Origin of the sequence: Pseudomonas sp. Fl5BN2 (assembly GCF_009908205.1) — a bacterium.
In the GTDB taxonomy this organism is placed as follows: domain Bacteria; phylum Pseudomonadota; class Gammaproteobacteria; order Pseudomonadales; family Pseudomonadaceae; genus Aquipseudomonas.
On record NZ_JAAARL010000018.1, the window covers coordinates 109962 to 128526 of the forward strand.

At 61.5% G+C, this 18565-nt stretch carries 16 protein-coding genes; 6 read left to right on the top strand and 10 right to left on the bottom strand.

The window, feature by feature from the left end:
- Positions 1-69 precede the first annotated feature (69 nt).
- The 8 genes from GV819_RS23840 to bioB all read right to left on the bottom strand — a co-directional run bounded on the left by GV819_RS23840 (position 70) and on the right by bioB (position 8660).
- A complete protein-coding gene (locus GV819_RS23840; RefSeq protein ID WP_161758496.1) occupies positions 70-1362 on the bottom strand; it encodes a GGDEF domain-containing protein in 1293 nt (430 codons plus the stop codon).
- A 220-nt stretch (positions 1363-1582) separates the two neighbouring features.
- The gene (locus tag GV819_RS23845; RefSeq protein WP_161758497.1) at positions 1583-3388 is read right to left on the bottom strand and encodes a phenylacyl-CoA dehydrogenase; all 1806 of its coding nucleotides are present in this window, start codon (positions 3386-3388) and stop codon (positions 1583-1585) included.
- A 295-nt stretch (positions 3389-3683) separates the two neighbouring features.
- On the bottom strand, positions 3684-3980 hold the full coding sequence (locus GV819_RS23850; protein WP_161758498.1) for a pyrroloquinoline quinone biosynthesis protein PqqE: 297 nt from the start codon (positions 3978-3980) through the stop codon (positions 3684-3686).
- Positions 3981-4087: 107 nt separating this feature from the next.
- Positions 4088-4768, bottom strand: a complete 681-nt coding sequence (gene bioD / locus GV819_RS23855) for a dethiobiotin synthase (RefSeq protein ID WP_161758499.1) — start codon at positions 4766-4768, stop codon at positions 4088-4090.
- Positions 4765-5577: a malonyl-ACP O-methyltransferase BioC gene (bioC, locus tag GV819_RS23860; protein ID WP_161758500.1), complete on the bottom strand. Its 813-nt coding sequence runs from the start codon at positions 5575-5577 to the stop codon at positions 4765-4767. Before bioC ends, bioD begins: the two co-directional genes overlap by 4 nt.
- Positions 5570-6301 carry an alpha/beta fold hydrolase gene (locus GV819_RS23865; protein ID WP_161758501.1) on the bottom strand — a complete coding sequence of 244 codons (732 nt, stop codon included), beginning with the start codon at positions 6299-6301 and terminating at the stop codon, positions 5570-5572. Before GV819_RS23865 ends, bioC begins: the two co-directional genes overlap by 8 nt.
- A complete protein-coding gene (bioF, locus tag GV819_RS23870; RefSeq protein WP_161758502.1) occupies positions 6294-7472 on the bottom strand; it encodes an 8-amino-7-oxononanoate synthase in 1179 nt (392 codons plus the stop codon). Before bioF ends, GV819_RS23865 begins: the two co-directional genes overlap by 8 nt.
- 132 nt (positions 7473-7604) lie before the next feature.
- Complete coding sequence (gene bioB / locus GV819_RS23875) at positions 7605-8660, bottom strand: biotin synthase BioB (protein ID WP_161758503.1); 1056 nt, start codon at positions 8658-8660, stop codon at positions 7605-7607.
- Between the two features lie 91 nt (positions 8661-8751).
- On the opposite strand from bioB, the gene GV819_RS23880 reads away from it, so the two are divergent.
- The 5 genes from GV819_RS23880 to rarD all read left to right on the top strand — a co-directional run bounded on the left by GV819_RS23880 (position 8752) and on the right by rarD (position 14519).
- Complete coding sequence (locus tag GV819_RS23880) at positions 8752-9492, top strand: ComF family protein (protein ID WP_161758504.1); 741 nt, start codon at positions 8752-8754, stop codon at positions 9490-9492.
- 64 nt (positions 9493-9556) lie between these two features.
- Positions 9557-10321, top strand: coding sequence for a TOBE domain-containing protein (locus GV819_RS23885; protein WP_161758505.1), 765 nt, complete (start codon positions 9557-9559; stop codon positions 10319-10321).
- A gap of 83 nt (positions 10322-10404) precedes the next feature.
- Positions 10405-12306, top strand: a complete 1902-nt coding sequence (locus GV819_RS23890) for a PhoX family protein (RefSeq protein WP_161758506.1) — start codon at positions 10405-10407, stop codon at positions 12304-12306.
- 168 nt (positions 12307-12474) lie between these two features.
- Positions 12475-13449: a serine/threonine protein kinase gene (locus GV819_RS23895; protein WP_161758507.1), complete on the top strand. Its 975-nt coding sequence runs from the start codon at positions 12475-12477 to the stop codon at positions 13447-13449.
- Positions 13450-13631: 182 nt separating this feature from the next.
- A complete protein-coding gene (gene rarD, locus GV819_RS23900) occupies positions 13632-14519 on the top strand; it encodes an EamA family transporter RarD (RefSeq protein WP_161758508.1) in 888 nt (295 codons plus the stop codon).
- A gap of 225 nt (positions 14520-14744) precedes the next feature.
- Here rarD and GV819_RS23905 read toward each other — a convergent pair whose 3' ends face one another.
- On the bottom strand, positions 14745-15263 hold the full coding sequence (locus GV819_RS23905) for a glycine cleavage system protein R (RefSeq protein ID WP_161758509.1): 519 nt from the start codon (positions 15261-15263) through the stop codon (positions 14745-14747).
- Between the two features lie 598 nt (positions 15264-15861).
- Between GV819_RS23905 and GV819_RS23910 the strand changes: the two genes are divergently transcribed.
- Positions 15862-18039: a malate synthase G gene (locus tag GV819_RS23910; protein ID WP_161758510.1), complete on the top strand. Its 2178-nt coding sequence runs from the start codon at positions 15862-15864 to the stop codon at positions 18037-18039.
- A gap of 73 nt (positions 18040-18112) precedes the next feature.
- Here the strand turns inward: GV819_RS23910 and GV819_RS23915 are convergent, their stop codons facing one another.
- Positions 18113-18559 carry a response regulator gene (locus GV819_RS23915; protein ID WP_161758511.1) on the bottom strand — a complete coding sequence of 149 codons (447 nt, stop codon included), beginning with the start codon at positions 18557-18559 and terminating at the stop codon, positions 18113-18115.
- Positions 18560-18565 lie beyond the last annotated feature (6 nt).

Genomic DNA, 18565 nt, shown 5'->3' on the forward strand with positions numbered 1-18565 from the left:
CGCCCCAACCTACTGCCGCCGCCCTCAGCCTGCCAATGACTGTCCAGTCGCTGAATGCGCCATCATCACTCAACCCGCAGCGGTATCCATGCGTACCGCACCACGGCGATTCTGCCCGAACGCCATGACACAGTTACGCCCGGCGCCCTTGGCGCTGTAGAGCGCCTGGTCGGCGGACTTGAGCACTTCCTCGGGGGTCCGATGCTCCATCAGCCGCTCGGCGACACCGATACTGATGGTCACCGAAACACTGGAAGCCGCAGCAGCGCCACGCCGCTGACGACCTTGCTGATCGTCCTGGGGACGGCTGTCGGAATTGCGCAACTGAATGTTGTAGTTGGCAATGACCTCGCGAATCATCTCCAGATGCGGCATGCACTCATCCAGGGTCTTGCCGGCAAACACCACAGCGAACTCTTCCCCGCCGTAACGATAGGCGCGCCCGCCACCGGTGACTTTCGACAGCTTGCTGGCCACCAAGCGCAACACCTGGTCACCCACATCATGACCATGGGTATCGTTGAATTTCTTGAAGTGATCGACGTCGCTCATGGCCAACACATAGCTGCGCCCCAAGCGCTGCATGCGCTCATTCAAGGCCCGGCGTCCCGGCAAGCCGGTCAGCTCATCACGGAAGGCCATCTGGTAAGCCTCATGTGCCACCGCAGCAGCAATCATCAGCATTACCTGGCTGCACATGATGTTCAGGGTGAATGGCAGGATGAAGGTCTTGGGCAACATCCAGAACAGCCCCAACAGCCCCACGAGCTGCGCCGCATGCAGTGGCCGTGGATTGCGCCAGTACTGGATCGCCAGCAGCAGGAAGGAGGCGAAGAATACCGGGTACGACAACTGGATCAAACTCATCCAACTGCCGTGCAGCGCCGGCCAGCGGATCTCCGCCAGCCAGTTCAGCAGCGCCTGTGGGTAACTCTGCTCAAGGCCCAGGGCGACACTGCCAAATGCCAGCAACACGGCAAAGCGCGCCACCATGTCCTGAAACAGGTGCGTGCGCTCCTGCCAGGCGGCGAACAGGCCAAACAGCAAAGGCAGTAACAGGCAGCAAAGGTGGAACACCACCGCCGCATCTTCACGGACCGAGCCGTGATCCCGGTAGTAATCGGTCTGGGTATCCAACAGAAAGTAGGCGATGTACACCGTAACCATCAGGAACAACTCACGCTGACGCCGATACACCGCGCAATACGCACCACCGAGCAACAGCACCAGAGTCGGTAGCACGTTGAACAGTGAAGTGAAGAAGACGTTGAGGTCCTTGACGTAGGCGGCCGCCAGCCCCGCAAGCAAAAGCACTAAAGACGGTAGAAAATGACTGAAACGTACAGCGGAAGAACGCGGCAAGGGTAAAACTCCGACCCGGCTGATCAATAGGTGGCATTGTGCCTTCATTTATTGAAGTTAAGCACATGCGACGTGACAGACATCACATTGCCATCTCTTTAACGGCAGGAAATCGCTTCTGCTTAGCGATTTAGTCGGGAATTTTCATGAAGATTCTGCAGGCATAAAAAAGCCGCTCAACCCAAGGGGCGAGCGGCTTTTTCGAAGCGTTCAGTCAGGCTCAGTAAGCCAGGCCGAAGTCCTCTTCCTTCATGTCCATCAGGTTATTGGCACCCGAGAGCATGGTCGCAACATGAGTGCGGGTACGCGGCAGAATGCGCTGGAAGTAGAAGCGCGCAGTCTGCAGCTTGGCGGTGTAGAACGCCTCTTCAGTGGTACCGGCTGCCAGCTTTTCAGCCGCCAGACGCGCCATCTCGGCCCAGAAGTAAGCCAGGCAGGCATAACCGGAATACATCAGGTAGTCCACCGAAGCCGCGCCCACTTCCTCACGGTCTTTCATCGCGGCCATGCCCACTTTCATGGTCAGCTCGCCCCACTCTTTGTTCAGTGCTGCCAGCGGTGCAACGAATTCCTTCACCGCTTCGTTGCCTTCGTTGTTCTGGCAGAACTTGTGGACGATCTTGGTGAAACCCTTGAGGGCCTCGCCTTGAGTCATCAGCACTTTACGGCCCAGCAGGTCCAGTGCCTGGATGCCGGTGGTGCCTTCGTACAACATCGAGATACGGCTGTCGCGAACGTTCTGCTCCATGCCCCACTCGGCGATGAAACCGTGGCCACCATAGATCTGCACACCGTGGTTGGCGGATTCGAAACCGACTTCGGTCATGAACGCTTTGGCGATCGGAGTCATGAAAGCCAGCAGTGCGTCAGCTTTCTTCTTCTCTTCCTCGTCCGTGCCGTACTTGACGATGTCCACCTGCTTGGCGGTGAAGTAGACCATTGCCCGGTTGCCTTCGGCGAAGGCTTTCATGGTCAGCAGCATGCGTCGCACATCAGGGTGCACGATGATCGGGTCAGCGGCCTTGTCCGGCGCTTTCGGGCCAGTCAAGGAGCGCATTTGCAGACGATCGCGAGCGTATTTCAGGCCGCCCTGAAAGCCGATCTCGGCGTGGGCCAGACCTTGCAGAGCAGTCCCCAGACGCGCGGTGTTCATAAAGGTGAACATGCAGTTCAGACCTTTGTTCGCCGGGCCGATGAGGAAACCGGTAGCCGCGTCGAAGTTCATCACGCAGGTGGCGTTACCGTGGATACCCATCTTGTGTTCCAGGGAACCACAGCTCACGGCGTTGCGCTGGCCGACGCTGCCATCAGCGTTAGGCAGGAACTTGGGTACGATGAACAGCGAAATGCCCTTGGTGCCAGCTGGCGCATCGGGCAGGCGAGCCAGAACGATGTGGACGATGTTGTCGGCCATATCGTGCTCACCAGCGGAGATGAAGATCTTGGTGCCGGTAACTTTGTAGGAACCATCAGCCTGAGGTTCGGCCTTGGTGCGCAGCATGCCCAGGTCGGTGCCACAGTGCGGCTCGGTCAGGCACATGGTGCCGGTCCATTCGCCGGACACCAGCTTGGTCAAGTAGGCCTCTTGCTGCTCGGGAGTGCCGTGCTCGGAAATGGTGTTCATCGCGCCATGGGACAGGCCTGGGTACATGCCCCACGACCAGTTGGCCTCGCCGACCATTTCGCTGACCGCCAGGCCCAGGGATTCAGGCAGGCCCTGACCACCGTGCTCAACGTCGTGAGCCAGGCTTGGCCAGCCGCCTTCGACGAATTGCTTGTAGGCTTCTTTGAAACCAGTCGGAGTCTTAACGCCGGATTCACTCCAGGTGCAACCTTCCAGATCGCCCACACGGTTCAGCGGAGCCAACACCTGCTCACAAAACTTGGCACCTTCCTCGAGAATGGCGTCAACCATGTCCGGAGTGGCGTCCTGGCAAGCCGGGAGGCTCTGATAGTGCGCCTCATAGCCGAGCAGCTCGTCACGAACGAAGCGAATATCACGCAAGGGGGCCTTGTAGTCAGGCATAGCGATAAACCTCTGCTGATGTAACCGGGAATGAACAACCGCGTTGAATTTTTATAGCGGTCAAACAGTTGTTTGAAACATACGTTTACGCCTAAATCTTGTCAAGCGTCGCGCCAATGCCTTTCGTCACCGGCACAAAATCAACGCCCAGGCGAACACCCACAGCACCGGCCGTGAAATTCTAGGAGCCGGCTTGCCGGCGATCAGCTAGGGAGAGGAATAAAGGGTATTTAAGAAAGCAAAGGCATGAGAAAAAACCCGCCTTCCATGGGAAGCGGGCTTTGGCAGAGGAGCATCAAGCGTAGGTATCGATCAGCGTACCGAGGACTTCATCAGAGGCCTTGGCGACCTTCACACCCAGTTCCACCTGGACCTTGCCCATGGACATCTCGACCATGCTGCTGGCCAGATCCGACTCCTGGCTGCGGTCCACGCCACGCAGGCGATTGACCTGATTGACCGACGCCTGGCTGTCGGCAGAGCGCTCAACGGCGCTGCTGGCGATCTGGCTGGAACCTTGATCGACACGATTCTGCCCAGTCTGAATCGCGTTCAGTCCGGCGTAGAAAGCGCTGTTCCCGGAAATGTCCATAGGAGAACTCGACCTTGAAAATGAGTGACAGGCGTTATTGAAGCAGACCCGTCAAGAAAACACCCGTCAAAAACACTAATGGCAATATGCCTTGCCATAGACAAAATCTAGTCCAGCAGATCCAGTTGCAGGTGCTCGGCCACCGCTTCGGCACTGGCCGGCCGGAGTCTCGGAACGCGCCCCAGGCAAGGTGCCGGCAGGCGTTCGGCCAGGGTTGCCAGGTTCTCTTCCAGACGAGAGGTCTTCGGATCAATGATATTGGCCACCCATCCAGCCAGTTGCAGACCATCCTGAGCAATAGCCTCGGCGGTGAGCAATGCATGGTTGATACAGCCCAGGCGCACGCCCACCACGAGGATCACCGGCAATCCCAAAGCCATCGCCAGGTCCGACAGATTGTCTTGATCCGCCAGGGGCACTCGCCAGCCGCCCGCGCCTTCGATCAAGGTGAAGTCCGCACCCTTGGCCAAAATGTGGCGCATGGGCGTCAACAACGACTGCACCGTCAACGCCACCCCGGCTTCCCGCGCCGCCAGGTGGGGAGCGATGGCCGGCTCGAAGGCGATCGGATTGACCTCTTCATAGCTCAATGGCAACGACGACTGTTCCAACAGCGCCAGAGCATCGGCGTTGCGCAGGCCCTTGGCGCTCAACTCACACCCGGAAGCCACAGGCTTGCCTGCCGCGGTGCTCAGCCCGGCCAGCCGAGCTGCATGCAACAAGCCCGCGGCAATGGTGGTTTTACCCACATCGGTGTCGGTGCCGGTAATGAAATAGGCAGCACTCATAGCGGTTTCTCCAACACGGCATACACCACCTGATAGGTCGCCGGCAGTCCCTGGGACTGACGAAAACCCTCGTAAGCCTCGATCAACCCGGCGATACGCGCCCGTCCGGTGAGGCCACCGGGGCGACCGGGATTCAGATTGTGTGCACCCAAGGCTTTCAATTCATGGGTCAGACTACGCACATCCGGGTAATGCAGGACATGGGGAACGCTTTCCAGACTACGTACCTGCAATCCACTGGCATCGCACAAGTGCCTATAGCGTGCGAACTCACGAAAGCGATTGACGTGGACCTGGCCATCGACCTGCCCCCAGCTCTCACGCAGCTCCTGCAAGGTGCCGACACACAGACTGGCGAACGCCAGCACGCCTCCCGGTTTCAGCACCCGCCGGGCTTCACTGAGCACCGCTGCAAAATCCGCGCACCATTGCACCGCCAGGCTGGAGAAAATCAGCTCGCAGCTGCTGCTCTGCAACGGCAGGTGCTCGGCATCTCCGGCGAAGAAGTGCTCGGCGCCACCCAGAGGCCGCGCGTGCTTGAGCATGCCCTCGGCAATATCCAGGGCCAGCCCCTGACTGCCGGCGAAGCGCTCTGCCAACACCCGGCTGAAATGCCCTGTACCACAACCCAGGTCCAGCCAGCGCGCAGGCGTCCAGCCTTCCGGCAAACGGCTCAGCAATTGCTGGCCGACCGTACGCTGCAACTCGGCAACGCTGTCGTAACTGGCTGCGGCCCGGGAAAACGAAGCCGCCACCTGACGCTTGTCAGGCAGGCCTGCGGGTAAGACAGGAACAGACAAATCAGTCATCACCGGACTCATGCAAGAAAGCCTGGATCGCCCCCGCCACTCCGTGGGGGTCCTCCAGAAGAAAACCGTGACTGGCCTGTTCAATCAGGCCAACTTCTACATCCGGCAACAACGCCAGCAGCTCACTGGCGGCCTCGGCGGGCACCAGGCCATCGAGCCCGGCGAACAGGTGCAACTGCGGCCCGCGAAAGCTCTGCAAGGCGGCGCGAGTATCCAGCTGCGCCAGCAACTCCAGGCCCGCCATCAGCACCGGCCCCGGGGTCGTTGGCGCGCCCCCCAGCAGCAACCGCGACAGGCCTCGTGGGTCGCCTGCACCTTGGGCACAAAGCAAGGAAAAACGCTTGAGGGTCGTTCGCGGATCAGCGGCGCAGCCGGCCAGAAAACCGTCAAAGGTTTCCGCCGCCATGGCACTGGACCACTGCTCGTGGGCAACAAAACAGGGATTGCTGGCCAGAGTCAGCAAGCCGCAGCAACGCTCGCCACGTCGTGCTGCCAACTCCGAAGCCAGCATGCCCCCCAGGGACCAGCCCCCCAGCCAGGCATTGTCCGGCAGTGCATCATCGAGTTCGTCCAGCCACTCCTGCAGATCACTGGAAGTCAGCTCTGGCAGTGGCTCGATTGCTACCCGCAAATGTTCATCCAGCCCCTGCAACGCCGCCGCCAAGGGCTCCAGGGGTGACACCCCCAACCCCCAGCCAGGCAACAGAATCAGTCGATCACGCATGGTTCGGCCCCGTTTGCAGTTCGCTGAAACAATCCGCCAACGCGCTTAACAATAGCTGGAGCTGAGCCTCGCTGTGGGCTGCGGACAAGGTCACCCGCAGCCGCGCACTGCCGGCCGGCACAGTCGGCGGACGAATAGCAGTGACCATCATTCCCCGCGAACGGAGCATCCGTGACAACTCCACGGCCCGGGCACTGTCACCCACCATGATCGGCTGGATCGGCGTAAAGCTGTCCATCAGCTCCAGGCCGATCTGCTCGGCGCCCTGACGGAACTGACGGATCAAGTTGGCCAGGTGCTCGCGCCGCCAGTGTTCGCTGCGCAGCAACTCCAGGCTTTTCAGAGTGGCGCAGGCCAGGGCCGGTGGCTGACTGGTGGTGTAGATATAAGGTCGGGCGAACTGGATCAGGCTTTCGATCAGATCTTCGCTGCCGGCGACAAAGGCGCCGGCGGTACCAAAGGCCTTGCCCAGGGTACCCACCAACACCGGTACGTCATCCAGCCCCAGCCCGAAATGCTCCACCAGCCCGGCACCCTTGGCCCCCAGTGGCCCGAAGCCATGGGCATCATCGACCATCAACCAAGCCCCCCTGGCTCTGGTTTCCCGGGCCAGGGCGGGCAGGTCGGCAACATCGCCGTCCATGCTGAACACCCCGTCGGTGACCACCAGGGTATTGCCGGTGGCCTTCTCCAGACGCTTGGCCAGGCTCGACGCATCGTTGTGCAGATAACGATTGAAACGCGCACCGGAAAGCAGACCGGCATCCAGCAGGGAGGCGTGGTTGAGACGATCCTCCAGCACCGTATCGCCCTGCCCGACCAGGGCCGTGACCGCGCCCAGGTTGGCCATGTAGCCGGTGGTAAACAGCAACGCCCGCGGTCGGCCAGTGAGTTCGGCCAAAGCCTCTTCCAGGGCGTGATGGGGCGCGCTGTGGCCGATCACCAGATGGGAAGCGCCACCGCCCACGCCCCAGCGGTTAGCACCGGCGCGCCAGGCTTCGATCACCTGCGGGTGATTGGCCAGGCCCAGGTAGTCGTTGTTGCAGAAGGCCAGCAGCGGCTGGCCATCGACCACCACTTCCGGCCCCTGGGGGCTCTCAAGCAGCGGACGTTGGCGATAGAGGTGTTCAGCACGGCGGGCAGCAAGGCGCGCGGCGAGATCGAAAGACATGCAGGCCTCGATGTTGGCTTACAGACACATTACCTGTAGGAGCTGGCTTGCCAGCGAAGCAGGCGACGCGAAATCCCCGGAGTCCGCGGGATTTGCGGGATTCGCCGGCAAGCCGGCTCCTGCAACGGAAGGTCAGACGGCGGCGTTGTAGAACTGCTCGCTGCTCTTCTGCTCGACCAGGGCCTGCTCGATGGCTGCCTGGTGCACCTCGTCGGCATGCTCTTCCCGGGCTTCAGGCTGGATACCCAGGCGGGCGAACAACTGCATGTCCTTGTCGGCCTGGGGGTTGGCGGTGGTCAGCAGCTTGTCGCCGTAGAAAATCGAATTGGCACCGGCGAAGAAGGCCAGGGCCTGCATCTGCTCGTTCATCGCCTCACGGCCGGCGGACAGACGCACATGGGATTGCGGCATGAGGATGCGGGCCACGGCGAGCATGCGGATAAAGTCGAACGGGTCCACTTCCTCGGCGTTTTCCAGGGGCGTGCCGGCAACCTTCACCAGCATGTTGATCGGCACCGATTCCGGATGCTCCGGCAAGTTGGCCAGCTGGATCAGCAAGCCGGCGCGGTCATCCAGGGATTCGCCCATGCCGAGAATGCCGCCAGAGCAGATCTTCATCCCCGCATCACGCACATAGGCCAGGGTCTGCAAGCGCTCGCCGTAGGTGCGGGTGGTGATGATGTTGCCGTAGAACTCCGGCGAGGTATCGAGGTTGTGGTTGTAGTAGTCCAGGCCGGCACTGGCCAAGGCTTCGGTCTGGTCCTGATCGAGACGCCCCAGGGTCATGCAGGTCTCCAGGCCCATGGCTTTCACGCCTTTGACCATCTCCAGCACGTAGGGCATGTCCTTGGCGGAAGGGTGCTTCCAGGCCGCACCCATGCAGAAACGCGTGGAACCGATGGCCTTGGCCCGAGCGGCCTCCTCCAGGACTTTCTGCACCTCAAGGAGCTTTTCCTTTTCCAGGCCGGTGTTGTAGTGACCGGACTGTGGACAATATTTGCAATCTTCCGGGCAAGCGCCGGTCTTGATCGACAGCAGCGTGGAAACTTGGACCCGATTGGCGTCGAAATGCGCGCGGTGCACCGTCTGCGCCTGGAACAACAAGTCATTGAACGGTTGGACGAACAGGGCTTTGACCTCAGCCAATGTCCAATCATGACGCAGGGTGGCGGTGGTGCTGGCGCTCATGGGCGATTCCTTGATTATGCTTGGCAAGCGGCGCTGGAAAGGCAAAGTCCACAGCCGCGACACGGATGTTCGGCATATTTAAGGAAGAGCCATGCACTGTCAACCCACATACAAGGGACAGGTTTACATCTGGTTAAAAAACAAACAGTCCTGTTTGCTTTGCGACGAGCCCAGCGATTCGGCCCTGGCCCTCTGCACTCCTTGCCTGGACGAACTGCCCTGGCTTAATGCCCAGTGCTCGGTCTGCGCCCTGCCATTGCCCGCCACCGACCTGACTTGTGGCCAGTGCTTGCAGCAACCTCCTGCGTTTCACCAGGTCGTCGCCCCCTGGCACTACGACTTCCCCGTCGACAGCCTGATCAGCCGTTTCAAACACCATGCAAAATGGCCTTTTGGCCGACTAATGGCCGAGCTTCTCTGCCAACTCCTCCATTTTCGCTTCGACGAAGGCCTGCCACGACCGGACTGCCTGCTACCGGTGCCGTTGTCTCGCCAGCGCCTGCGTCAGCGAGGCTTCAACCAGGCCGGCATGCTGGCCCGCTGGCTCGGGGAACAACTGCAAATGACGGTGGAACCTCATCTGCTCCTGCGCCCCCAGGACACCCCCGCACAGCAGGGTCTGGATGCCAGGGCCCGGCACCGCAACCTGCGCCAGGCTTTCGCCCTGGCCGGCGATGCCTCGGTTGCCGGACGGCACCTGGCCCTGGTGGACGATGTCCTGACCACCGGTGCCACGGCCCAAGCCCTGGCCCGCCTGCTGATCAACGCCGGCGCTCGCCAGGTCGACGTCTATTGCCTGGCCCGAACTGCAAGGCCAGATACACCCGACTGACTTGACTCTCGACGCTCAAGCCGCACACTCCCTGTCCATCTTCAGTGCTCAAAGCGCCCCAGCCATGTCATTGCCCACTCTGTTGACCCAGCACATCGTCCGCCGCCCACAGCGCATCGCCTTGTTGCAGCACATTGCCGAACAGGGCTCCATCACCCGCGCGGCGAAAAGCGCCGGCCTGAGCTACAAGGCCGCCTGGGATGCCATCGATGAACTGAACAACCTGGCCCAGAGCCCACTGGTAGAGCGCAGCGTCGGCGGCAAAGGTGGCGGCGGTGCCAAGCTGTCCGCCGAGGGCGAACGAGTGCTGCGTCTCTACCAACGCCTGCAGGCGCTGCAGGCCCAGGTCCTGGAAGCCGCGGAAGACAGCAGCGACCTCGACCTGCTGGGGCGCCTGATGCTACGCACCAGTGCGCGCAACCAACTGCACGGCAAGGTTCGGGGCATCGAACGTCTAGGCTGCAACGACCTGATCAGCCTGGAGCTGCCCGAAGGGCTGCTCCTCAAGGCCCAGATCACCCACGACAGCACCCAGCGCCTGGAGTTGCTACCCGGCACCAACGTAGTGGCGCTGATCAAGGCCGGCTGGCTGGACGTGCACGCCGACGACGCCGAAGTAACAACTGGACACAATTGTCTGACAGGGACGATCGAGCAGATTATCGACGCCGAAGATGGCCCCTGCGAGGTCAGAATCACTCTTCCCAACGGCCAGATCCTCTGCGCTTTGGCCGAGCCACAACGACTCAAGACTTTGGATTTGACGGAAAGCAAACCGGTCCAGGTGCAGTTCTCTCCGTCTCATGTCCTTATAGGCACCCCGCTCTAACCCGCGCCCAACGCTCTCTGCCTGCAACATTTCCGTCATCGGTGCTCATTAAGGTGGCTGCAAAAACCCGCAGGGAGCCTGATATGAGCCTGTTAGAAGAAGACCAAACCACCGATCTGGAACAAATCGTCGGCCTCAGCCGCCGGGGCTTCATCGGCGCCGGGGCCCTGTGCGGCGCAGCACTGTTTCTCGGTGGCGGCCTGCTGAGCCGCAGCGCCCTGGCCGCCGGTGTCAGCGCCGGTAACAGCCAACTGCTGGGTTTTGCCGGCATTGCCGCCGCCACCAGCGACAGCATTACCTTGCCGCCCGGCTACAAATCCTCGGTCCTGATCAGCTGGGGCCAGCCGTTGCAAAAGAACGGGCCGGCCTTCGATCCCAGTGGCAATGGCACCGCCCAGGCCCAGGAAGTCCAGTTCGGCGACAACAACGACGGCATGAGCCTATTTGCCTTCCCGGACGACAAGCATCGCGCACTGATGGCGATCAACAACGAATACACCAACTATCGCTACCTCTACCCCCATGGCGGCCTGCCGCAGTCCGCCGAGGACGTGCGCAAGGCCCAGGCCAGCGAAGGCGTGTCGGTGATCGAGGTGCAACGCAAGAACGGCCAATGGCAGTTCGTCCAGGGCTCGCGCTATAACCGGCGCATTCATGGCAACACACCGATCCGCCTGGGTGGCCCTGCCGCTGGTCATGAGTTGCTGAGAACCGCTGCCGACCCCAAGGGCAAGAAAGTCCTCGGCACCTTCCAGAACTGCGCCAACGGCAAGACGCCCTGGGGCACCTACCTGACCTGCGAAGAGAACTTCACCGACTGCTTCGGCAGCAGCAACAGCGAGCAGAAGTTCGACACCGCACAGAAACGCTACGGTGCCGTGGTCGCCAGCAAGGAGATCAACTGGCACCCCCACGATCCACGCTTCGACCTTGCGAAGAACCCCAACGAGCTCAATCGTCACGGCTGGGTGGTGGAAATCGACCCCTTCGACCCGCAATCGACGCCCGTCAAACGCACCGCTCTCGGCCGTTTCAAACATGAAAACGCCGCACTGGCCGAAACCCGCGATGGCCGTGCCGTGGTCTACATGGGCGACGACGAGCGTGGCGAGTTCATCTACAAATTCATCAGCCGCGACAAGATCAACCACCGCAACCCCAAGGCCAACCGCGACCTGCTGGATCACGGCAGCCTGTATGTGGCGCGCTTCGACGCCGGTGACAACAACCCGGATCGTCCCAAGGGCCAGGGCCAGTGGGTCGAGCTGAGCCACGGCAAGAACGGCATCGACGCCAGCAGTGGCTTCGCCGATCAGGCCCAGGTACTGATCCAGGCTCGACTGGCCGCCAGCGTGGTCCAGGCCACGCGCATGGACCGTCCGGAATGGATCGTGGTCAGCCCCAAGGACGGCCAGGTCTATTGCACCCTGACCAACAACTCCAAGCGCGGTGAAGACGGCCAGCCCGTGGGCGGCCCCAACCCGCGGGAGAAGAACGTCTACGGGCAGATCCTGCGCTGGCGCACCGGCGGCGAGGATCATGGTGCAATGAGTTTTTCCTGGGACCTGTTCGTGGTCGCCGGCAACCCCGGCGTGCATGCCGGCCAACCCAAGGGCGGCTCGTCCAACATCACCCCGCAGAACATGTTCAACAGCCCCGACGGCCTGGGTTTCGACAAGGCCGGGCGCCTGTGGATCCTCACTGATGGTGACTACAGCAACAGCGGGGATTTCGCCGGCATGGGCAACAACCAGATGCTCTGTGCCGACCCCGACAGCGGTGAGATCCGGCGCTTCATGGTCGGACCGATAGGCTGCGAAGTTACCGGGATCGCCTTCGCTCCGGACCAGAAGACCCTGTTCGTGGGCATTCAGCACCCGGGAGAAAACGGCGGCTCGAGCTTCCCCGAACACCTGCCCAACGGTAAACCGCGCTCCTCGGTAATGGCCATCAGCCGTGAAGACGGCGGTATCATCGGCGCCTGACGCCCGCCTCGCCAACCCAGCTCCTGCAGCCCATCAGCAGGAGCTGGCTGACCAGCGCAAGGGCTAGCCACCCCTTCATAATCTCCGGCAAACCCTCCCCCCGTTGGCCCCCCGTCTGCGTTACCATTCCCGGTCGGACGCGGCAGCCTGCTGCGCGCAGGAGTAAGCATGTCGCACCCGTTTGAAACACTGACCCCCGACCTGGTTCTCGACGCCGTTGAAAGCATCGGTTTTCTCAGCGACGCTCGAATATTGGCGCTCAACAGCTACGAAAATCGCGTCTATCAAGTGGGCATCGACGAAGGCGAACCGCTGATCGCCAAGTTCTACCGGCCACAGCGCTGGACCAACGACGCGATTCTCGAAGAACACCGTTTCACCTTCGAACTCGCCGAATGCGAGGTACCCGTGGTGGCGCCGATCATCCACGACGGTGCCAGCCTGTTTGAACATGCCGGCTTTCGCTTCGCATTGTTTCCCCGTCGCGGTGGCCGTGCTCCGGAACCGGGTAACCTGGACCAGTTGTATCGCCTCGGACAGTTACTCGGCCGCCTGCATGCCGTGGGAGCCACCCGCCCTTTCGAACACCGCGAAGCCCTGGGCGTGAAGAACTTCGGCCACGACTCCCTGGCGACCCTGCTGCAAGGCAACTTCATTCCCAAGAGCCTGCTACCGGCCTACGAGTCAGTCGCCCGGGACCTGCTCAAGCGTGTGGAAGAGGTGTACCAGGCCACGCCGCATCAGAACATCCGCATGCACGGTGATTGCCACCCCGGCAACATGATGTGCCGCGACGAGATGTTCCATATCGTCGACCTCGACGACTGCCGCATGGGCCCGGCGGTGCAGGACCTGTGGATGATGCTGGCCGGCGACCGCCAGGAATGCCTCAGCCAGCTGTCCGAACTGATGGACGGCTACAGCGAGTTCCACGATTTCGACCCACGGGAACTGGCGCTGATCGAACCGCTGCGGGCCTTGCGCCTGATGCACTACAGCGCCTGGCTGGCACGGCGCTGGGATGATCCGGCATTCCCCCATAGCTTCCCCTGGTTTGGCAGCGAACGTTACTGGGGCGATCAGGTGCTGGCCTTGCGCGAACAGCTGGCGGCCCTCAATGAAGAGCCCCTGAAGCTGTTCTGAACCCTTTGCAAGAGCGCCAGGGCGGCGCTCCGCTGTCGGCGATTGACCTGCCACGCGATGCGTCAGAATGCGTTCGCTGGCAAACCGGCGCCTACACGCTGCGGCGGTGCAAAAGTCAGGACAGGCCTAGACCATTGTCCTTACAATCGCGTCTTTGTTAGCTGCCTAAGCAAGGACTCTGCATGCAAGCCGCCAACCCGCGTCGCGGTTACATTCTGGGCCTGACCGCCTACATCATCTGGGGCCTGTTTCCGCTCTACTTCAAAGCTATCGCCAGCGTGCCCGCCGTGGAAATCATCGTCCATCGGGTGCTCTGGTCGGCGCTGTTCGGCGCCCTTTTGCTGATGGTCTGGAAACACCCAGGCTGGTGGCGCGAGCTGCGGGACAATCCCAAGCGCCTGGCCATCCTGACCCTGAGTGGCAGCTTGATTGCCGCCAACTGGCTGACCTACGTCTGGTCGGTGAACAACGGACGCATGCTTGAGGCCAGCCTCGGCTACTACATCAACCCACTGGTCAATGTGCTGCTGGGCATGCTGATTCTCGGCGAGCGCCTGCGGCGGCTGCAGTGGCTGGCGGTGATCCTGGCGGCAGTGGGCGTGGCCCAGCAAGTCTGGCAAGTCGGCAGCCTGCCCTGGGTCTCGCTGATGCTGGCGCTGAGCTTCGGCTTCTATGGCCTGATCCGCAAACAGGCCCCGGTCAAGGCGTTGCCGGGATTGGTAGTGGAAACCTGGATGCTGGTGCCCATTGCCCTGGCCTGGCTGCTGCTGCACCCGGATGCCAGCAGCGCCCATGCCGCGTTCTGGACCACCTCCGAAGCCTGGTGGCTAGTGGCCGCGGGGCCGATCACGCTGATCCCCCTGGTGTGCTTCAACGCCGCCGCCCGGGACCTGCCCTACACCACCCTGGGCTTCCTCCAGTACCTGGCGCCGACCCTGGTGTTACTCCAGGCCGTGCTGTTGTTTGGCGAGCACCTGTCCTCCAGCACACTGCTGGCCTTCATGTTCATCTGGGGCGGTCTTGCGGTGTACAGCGTCGATGCCTGGCTCAGCCTGCGGCGCCGTCGCTGATCAATAAACATACAAATCCCTGCAGGCCATATGCGCCGTGGCCTGCAACGGTTCTTCCCAAGGTTATCCACAAGCTGATCCCCGTCGTTTGTGCACAAGCCCTTGAAACTGCTGATTTTTTGATCACGCAGTGCAAAGCCACGGCGGGGTTGGGCCAGCGGCGAGTCTCTACAGGTTATCCACAGGTGCATGCACGGTTTACTGGGATAACCCGCAGAGTGGATTTCAGGCCTCGCTGCGCAGCACCAACTCCACCATCAAATCGTCCGCCAGGGTTTCCAGGCGCGACTGCAGCACTTCCAGGGACAAGGTCAAAGGCACCGCCAGAATCGCCTCGGCATGGAACAGCGGCTCACTGCTCATGGGGGCCGGCCGCACTTCAGTAACCAACCGTTCGAGGTTGACGCCCTGCTCCGCCAACAAACGGGTGATGTCTCGGACAATTCCCGGACGGTCATTGCCCACCAGTTCCATGGCGATGGGTTTCCAGGTACAGGACTGCTCGATGCCACTTTCCGCGATCAACACCCGAATGCCTTGGGCCGACAGGCCCTGCAAGGCATCTACCAGTTCATCGTAGGCCTCGGCCGGAACCCCGACCCGCAAGATCCCGGCGAACTGCCCCGCCATGCGCGACAGACGACTTTCCAGCCAGTTGCCGCCGTGCTCGGCAATGCATTGGGCAATGCGTTCGACCTGGCCGGCCTTGTCCGGGGCAAATACCGTGAGAACGAGATGATCCATGGCGCAGCCCTCTTTTTGTGGGTGAAAGATCAATTATAGGCAGCCTCACTCCCCGCGCCTTGCCCCAAACGAAACCAGCTCATAGCAACAGGTTGTAGGCCCTGGCTTGCCAGCGAAGGCCACACCGCGATCTCAATCCAAGGCCTGCTACCGCTATCTCCCGGCCAGCTTCGCCGGCAAGCCGATTCCTGCCATAGGTTGGATGAAGCAGCAGGCCGAAAGGGCAAAACACAAATCGTGTACAACTTTTTGTATTTATATGGAACAATCCACCGGCTTTTTGAGAACACCGCGTTCCCCAGCGTGACCGCACGGCTTTCTTGAGTCGCGGAACGACGTATTTAGTCTAATTTTCACAAGCGCAATTCATCATGTAGTATGCCGCAGCGCGCACTACATAACGTTGGAACGATGTCTGCCAAGGCTTGATCACAACCCCCGCGACCGCCCATCAGCAAGGCTCTGCCGTTGATTGGAAGGACCCAGCCGCCAGCAATGGCATGTACTGGCGAGCAGGGTTGTGCTTTAAATGGCCGCCGGCTTCATTGTTAATTTGAAGAGCTGAAAAGCGAAATAGCTGAGCAGAGTGAGGCAAGCAATGACTGAACACGTTCAAGTCGGTGGCCTGCAGGTCGCCAGAGTCCTGTTCGACTTCGTGAACAACGAAGCCATTCCCGGTACCGGCCTCACCGCCGACGCGTTCTGGGCCGGTGCCGACAAGGTTATCCATGACCTGGCGCCGAAGAACCAGGCCCTACTCGCCAAACGCGATGATTTCCAGGCGCGGATCGATGCCTGGCACCAGTCTCGTGCCGGCCAGGCGCATGACGCCGTGGCTTACAAAGCCTTCTTGCAAGACATCGGCTACCTGCTGCCAGAAGCGGCGGATTTCCAGGCCACGACGCAAAACGTCGATGAAGAAATCGCCCGCATGGCCGGCCCGCAGTTGGTGGTGCCGGTGATGAATGCGCGCTTTGCCCTCAACGCCTCGAACGCCCGCTGGGGCTCGCTGTACGACGCCCTGTACGGCACCGACGCGATCAGCGAAGCCGATGGCGCGGAAAAGGGCAAAGGCTACAACAAGGTCCGCGGCGACAAGGTCATCGCCTTCGCCCGCGCCTTCCTCGATGAATCCGTGCCGCTGACTGCCGGCTCCCACGTCGATTCCGTGAGCTACAAGATTGTCGGCGGCAAGCTGGTAGTGGGCCTCAAGGGCGGCAGCAACAGCGGCCTGCGCAACGACGCCCAGCTGATCGGCTATCAAGGCGAAGCTGCAGCACCTACCGCGATCCTGCTCAAGCACAACGGCCTGCACTTCGAAATTCAGATCGACGCCGCGAGCCCGGTCGGCCAGACCGACGCCGCCGGGGTCAAGGACCTGCTGATGGAAGCGGCCCTGACCACCATCATGGACTGCGAAGACTCGGTCGCCGCCGTCGACGCCGATGACAAGGTGGTGATCTACCGCAACTGGCTCGGCCTGATGAAAGGCGACCTGGCGGAAGAAGTGGCCAAGGGCGGCAAGTCCTTCACCCGCACCATGAACGCCGACCGCGAATACACCGGCGTCGACGGTTCGACGGTGAAGCTGCATGGCCGCTCGCTGCTGTTCGTGCGTAACGTCGGCCACCTGATGACCATCGACGCAATCCTCGACAAGCATGGCAACGAAGTGCCGGAAGGCATCCTCGACGGCCTGATCACCAGCCTCGCGGCAATCCATAACCTCAACGGCAGCAGCTCGCGCAAGAACAGCCGCACCGGCTCGGTCTACATCGTCAAGCCGAAGATGCACGGCCCTGAAGAAGCCGCGTTCACCAACGAACTGTTCGGTCGCATCGAAGAGGTGCTGAACCTGCCGCACAACACCCTGAAAGTCGGGATCATGGACGAGGAGCGCCGCACCACGGTCAACCTCAAGGCCTGCATCAAGGCGGCCAGCGAGCGCGTGGTGTTCATCAACACCGGCTTCCTCGACCGTACCGGCGACGAGATCCACACCTCCATGGAAGCCGGCGCCATGGTGCGCAAGGCCGATATGAAGGCCGAGAAATGGATCGGTGCCTACGAAAACTGGAACGTCGACATCGGCCTGTCCACCGGCCTGCAAGGTCGTGCGCAGATCGGCAAGGGCATGTGGGCCATGCCGGACCTGATGGCTGCCATGCTCGAACAGAAGATCGCCCACCCGCTGGCCGGTGCCAACACCGCCTGGGTGCCGTCGCCGACCGCTGCTGCGCTGCACGCGCTGCACTACCACAAGGTCGACGTGTTCGCCCGTCAGGCCGAACTGGCCAAGCGCACCCGGGCTTCGGTGGACGACATCCTGACCATCCCTCTGGCCAGCAATACCAACTGGTCGGCCGAGCAGATCAAGAACGAACTGGACAACAACGCCCAGGGCATTCTCGGTTACGTGGTGCGCTGGATCGACCAGGGCGTGGGCTGTTCGAAAGTGCCGGACATCAACGATGTCGGCCTGATGGAAGACCGTGCAACCCTGCGCATCTCCAGCCAGCACATCGCCAACTGGCTGCGTCACGGTGTGGTCACCCAGGAGCAGGTGCTGGAAAGCCTCAAGCGCATGGCTCCGGTGGTTGACCGGCAGAACGCCGGCGACGCGCTGTACCGTCCGCTGGCACCGAACTTCGACAGCAACATCGCCTTCCAGGCGGCGCTGGAGTTGGTGATCGAAGGCACCAAGCAGCCCAACGGCTACACCGAGCCGGTCCTGCACCGTCGCCGTCGCGAGTTCAAGGCCAAGAACGGCCTCTAAGAACCCGCTGCAAGCGCAATGAAAAAGCCCCGGTCCTGCGACCGGGGCTTTTTTATGGGCGCTGAACCGACGCCTACAGGACCACGCCCAGTTCGTGCTTGACCAAGGCCAGGAGCTTGCTGGTGTCGATGGGCTTGAGCAGAAAGTCCACCACGTTCAGGTGCATCGCAGCGATTGCATCACGCACATCGGCATCGCCGGAAATGATGATGATCGGCAGCTCCGCCCGCTCCGATTCACGCACCTGGCGGATCAGGTCCAGACCACTGCAGGGGGCCATGCGCAGATCGGTGATCAACAAGCCAATGGATTGGTTCGATTCGAGCAATTCAAGCGCCGCCTTGCCGCTGGCGGCCGTGAGGCAACGGATGCCGTCCAGACCAAGAATTTCCGCCAACAGTTCCCGTGCATCCTTGTCGTCATCGGCGATCAATACGCGCAGCGACGGCAGATCCGGCTCCAGCATGATCGCACTCAGCGCCTCGCGCTCGGCGTCACTCAAAATATCGTGGTCGGACATACATTT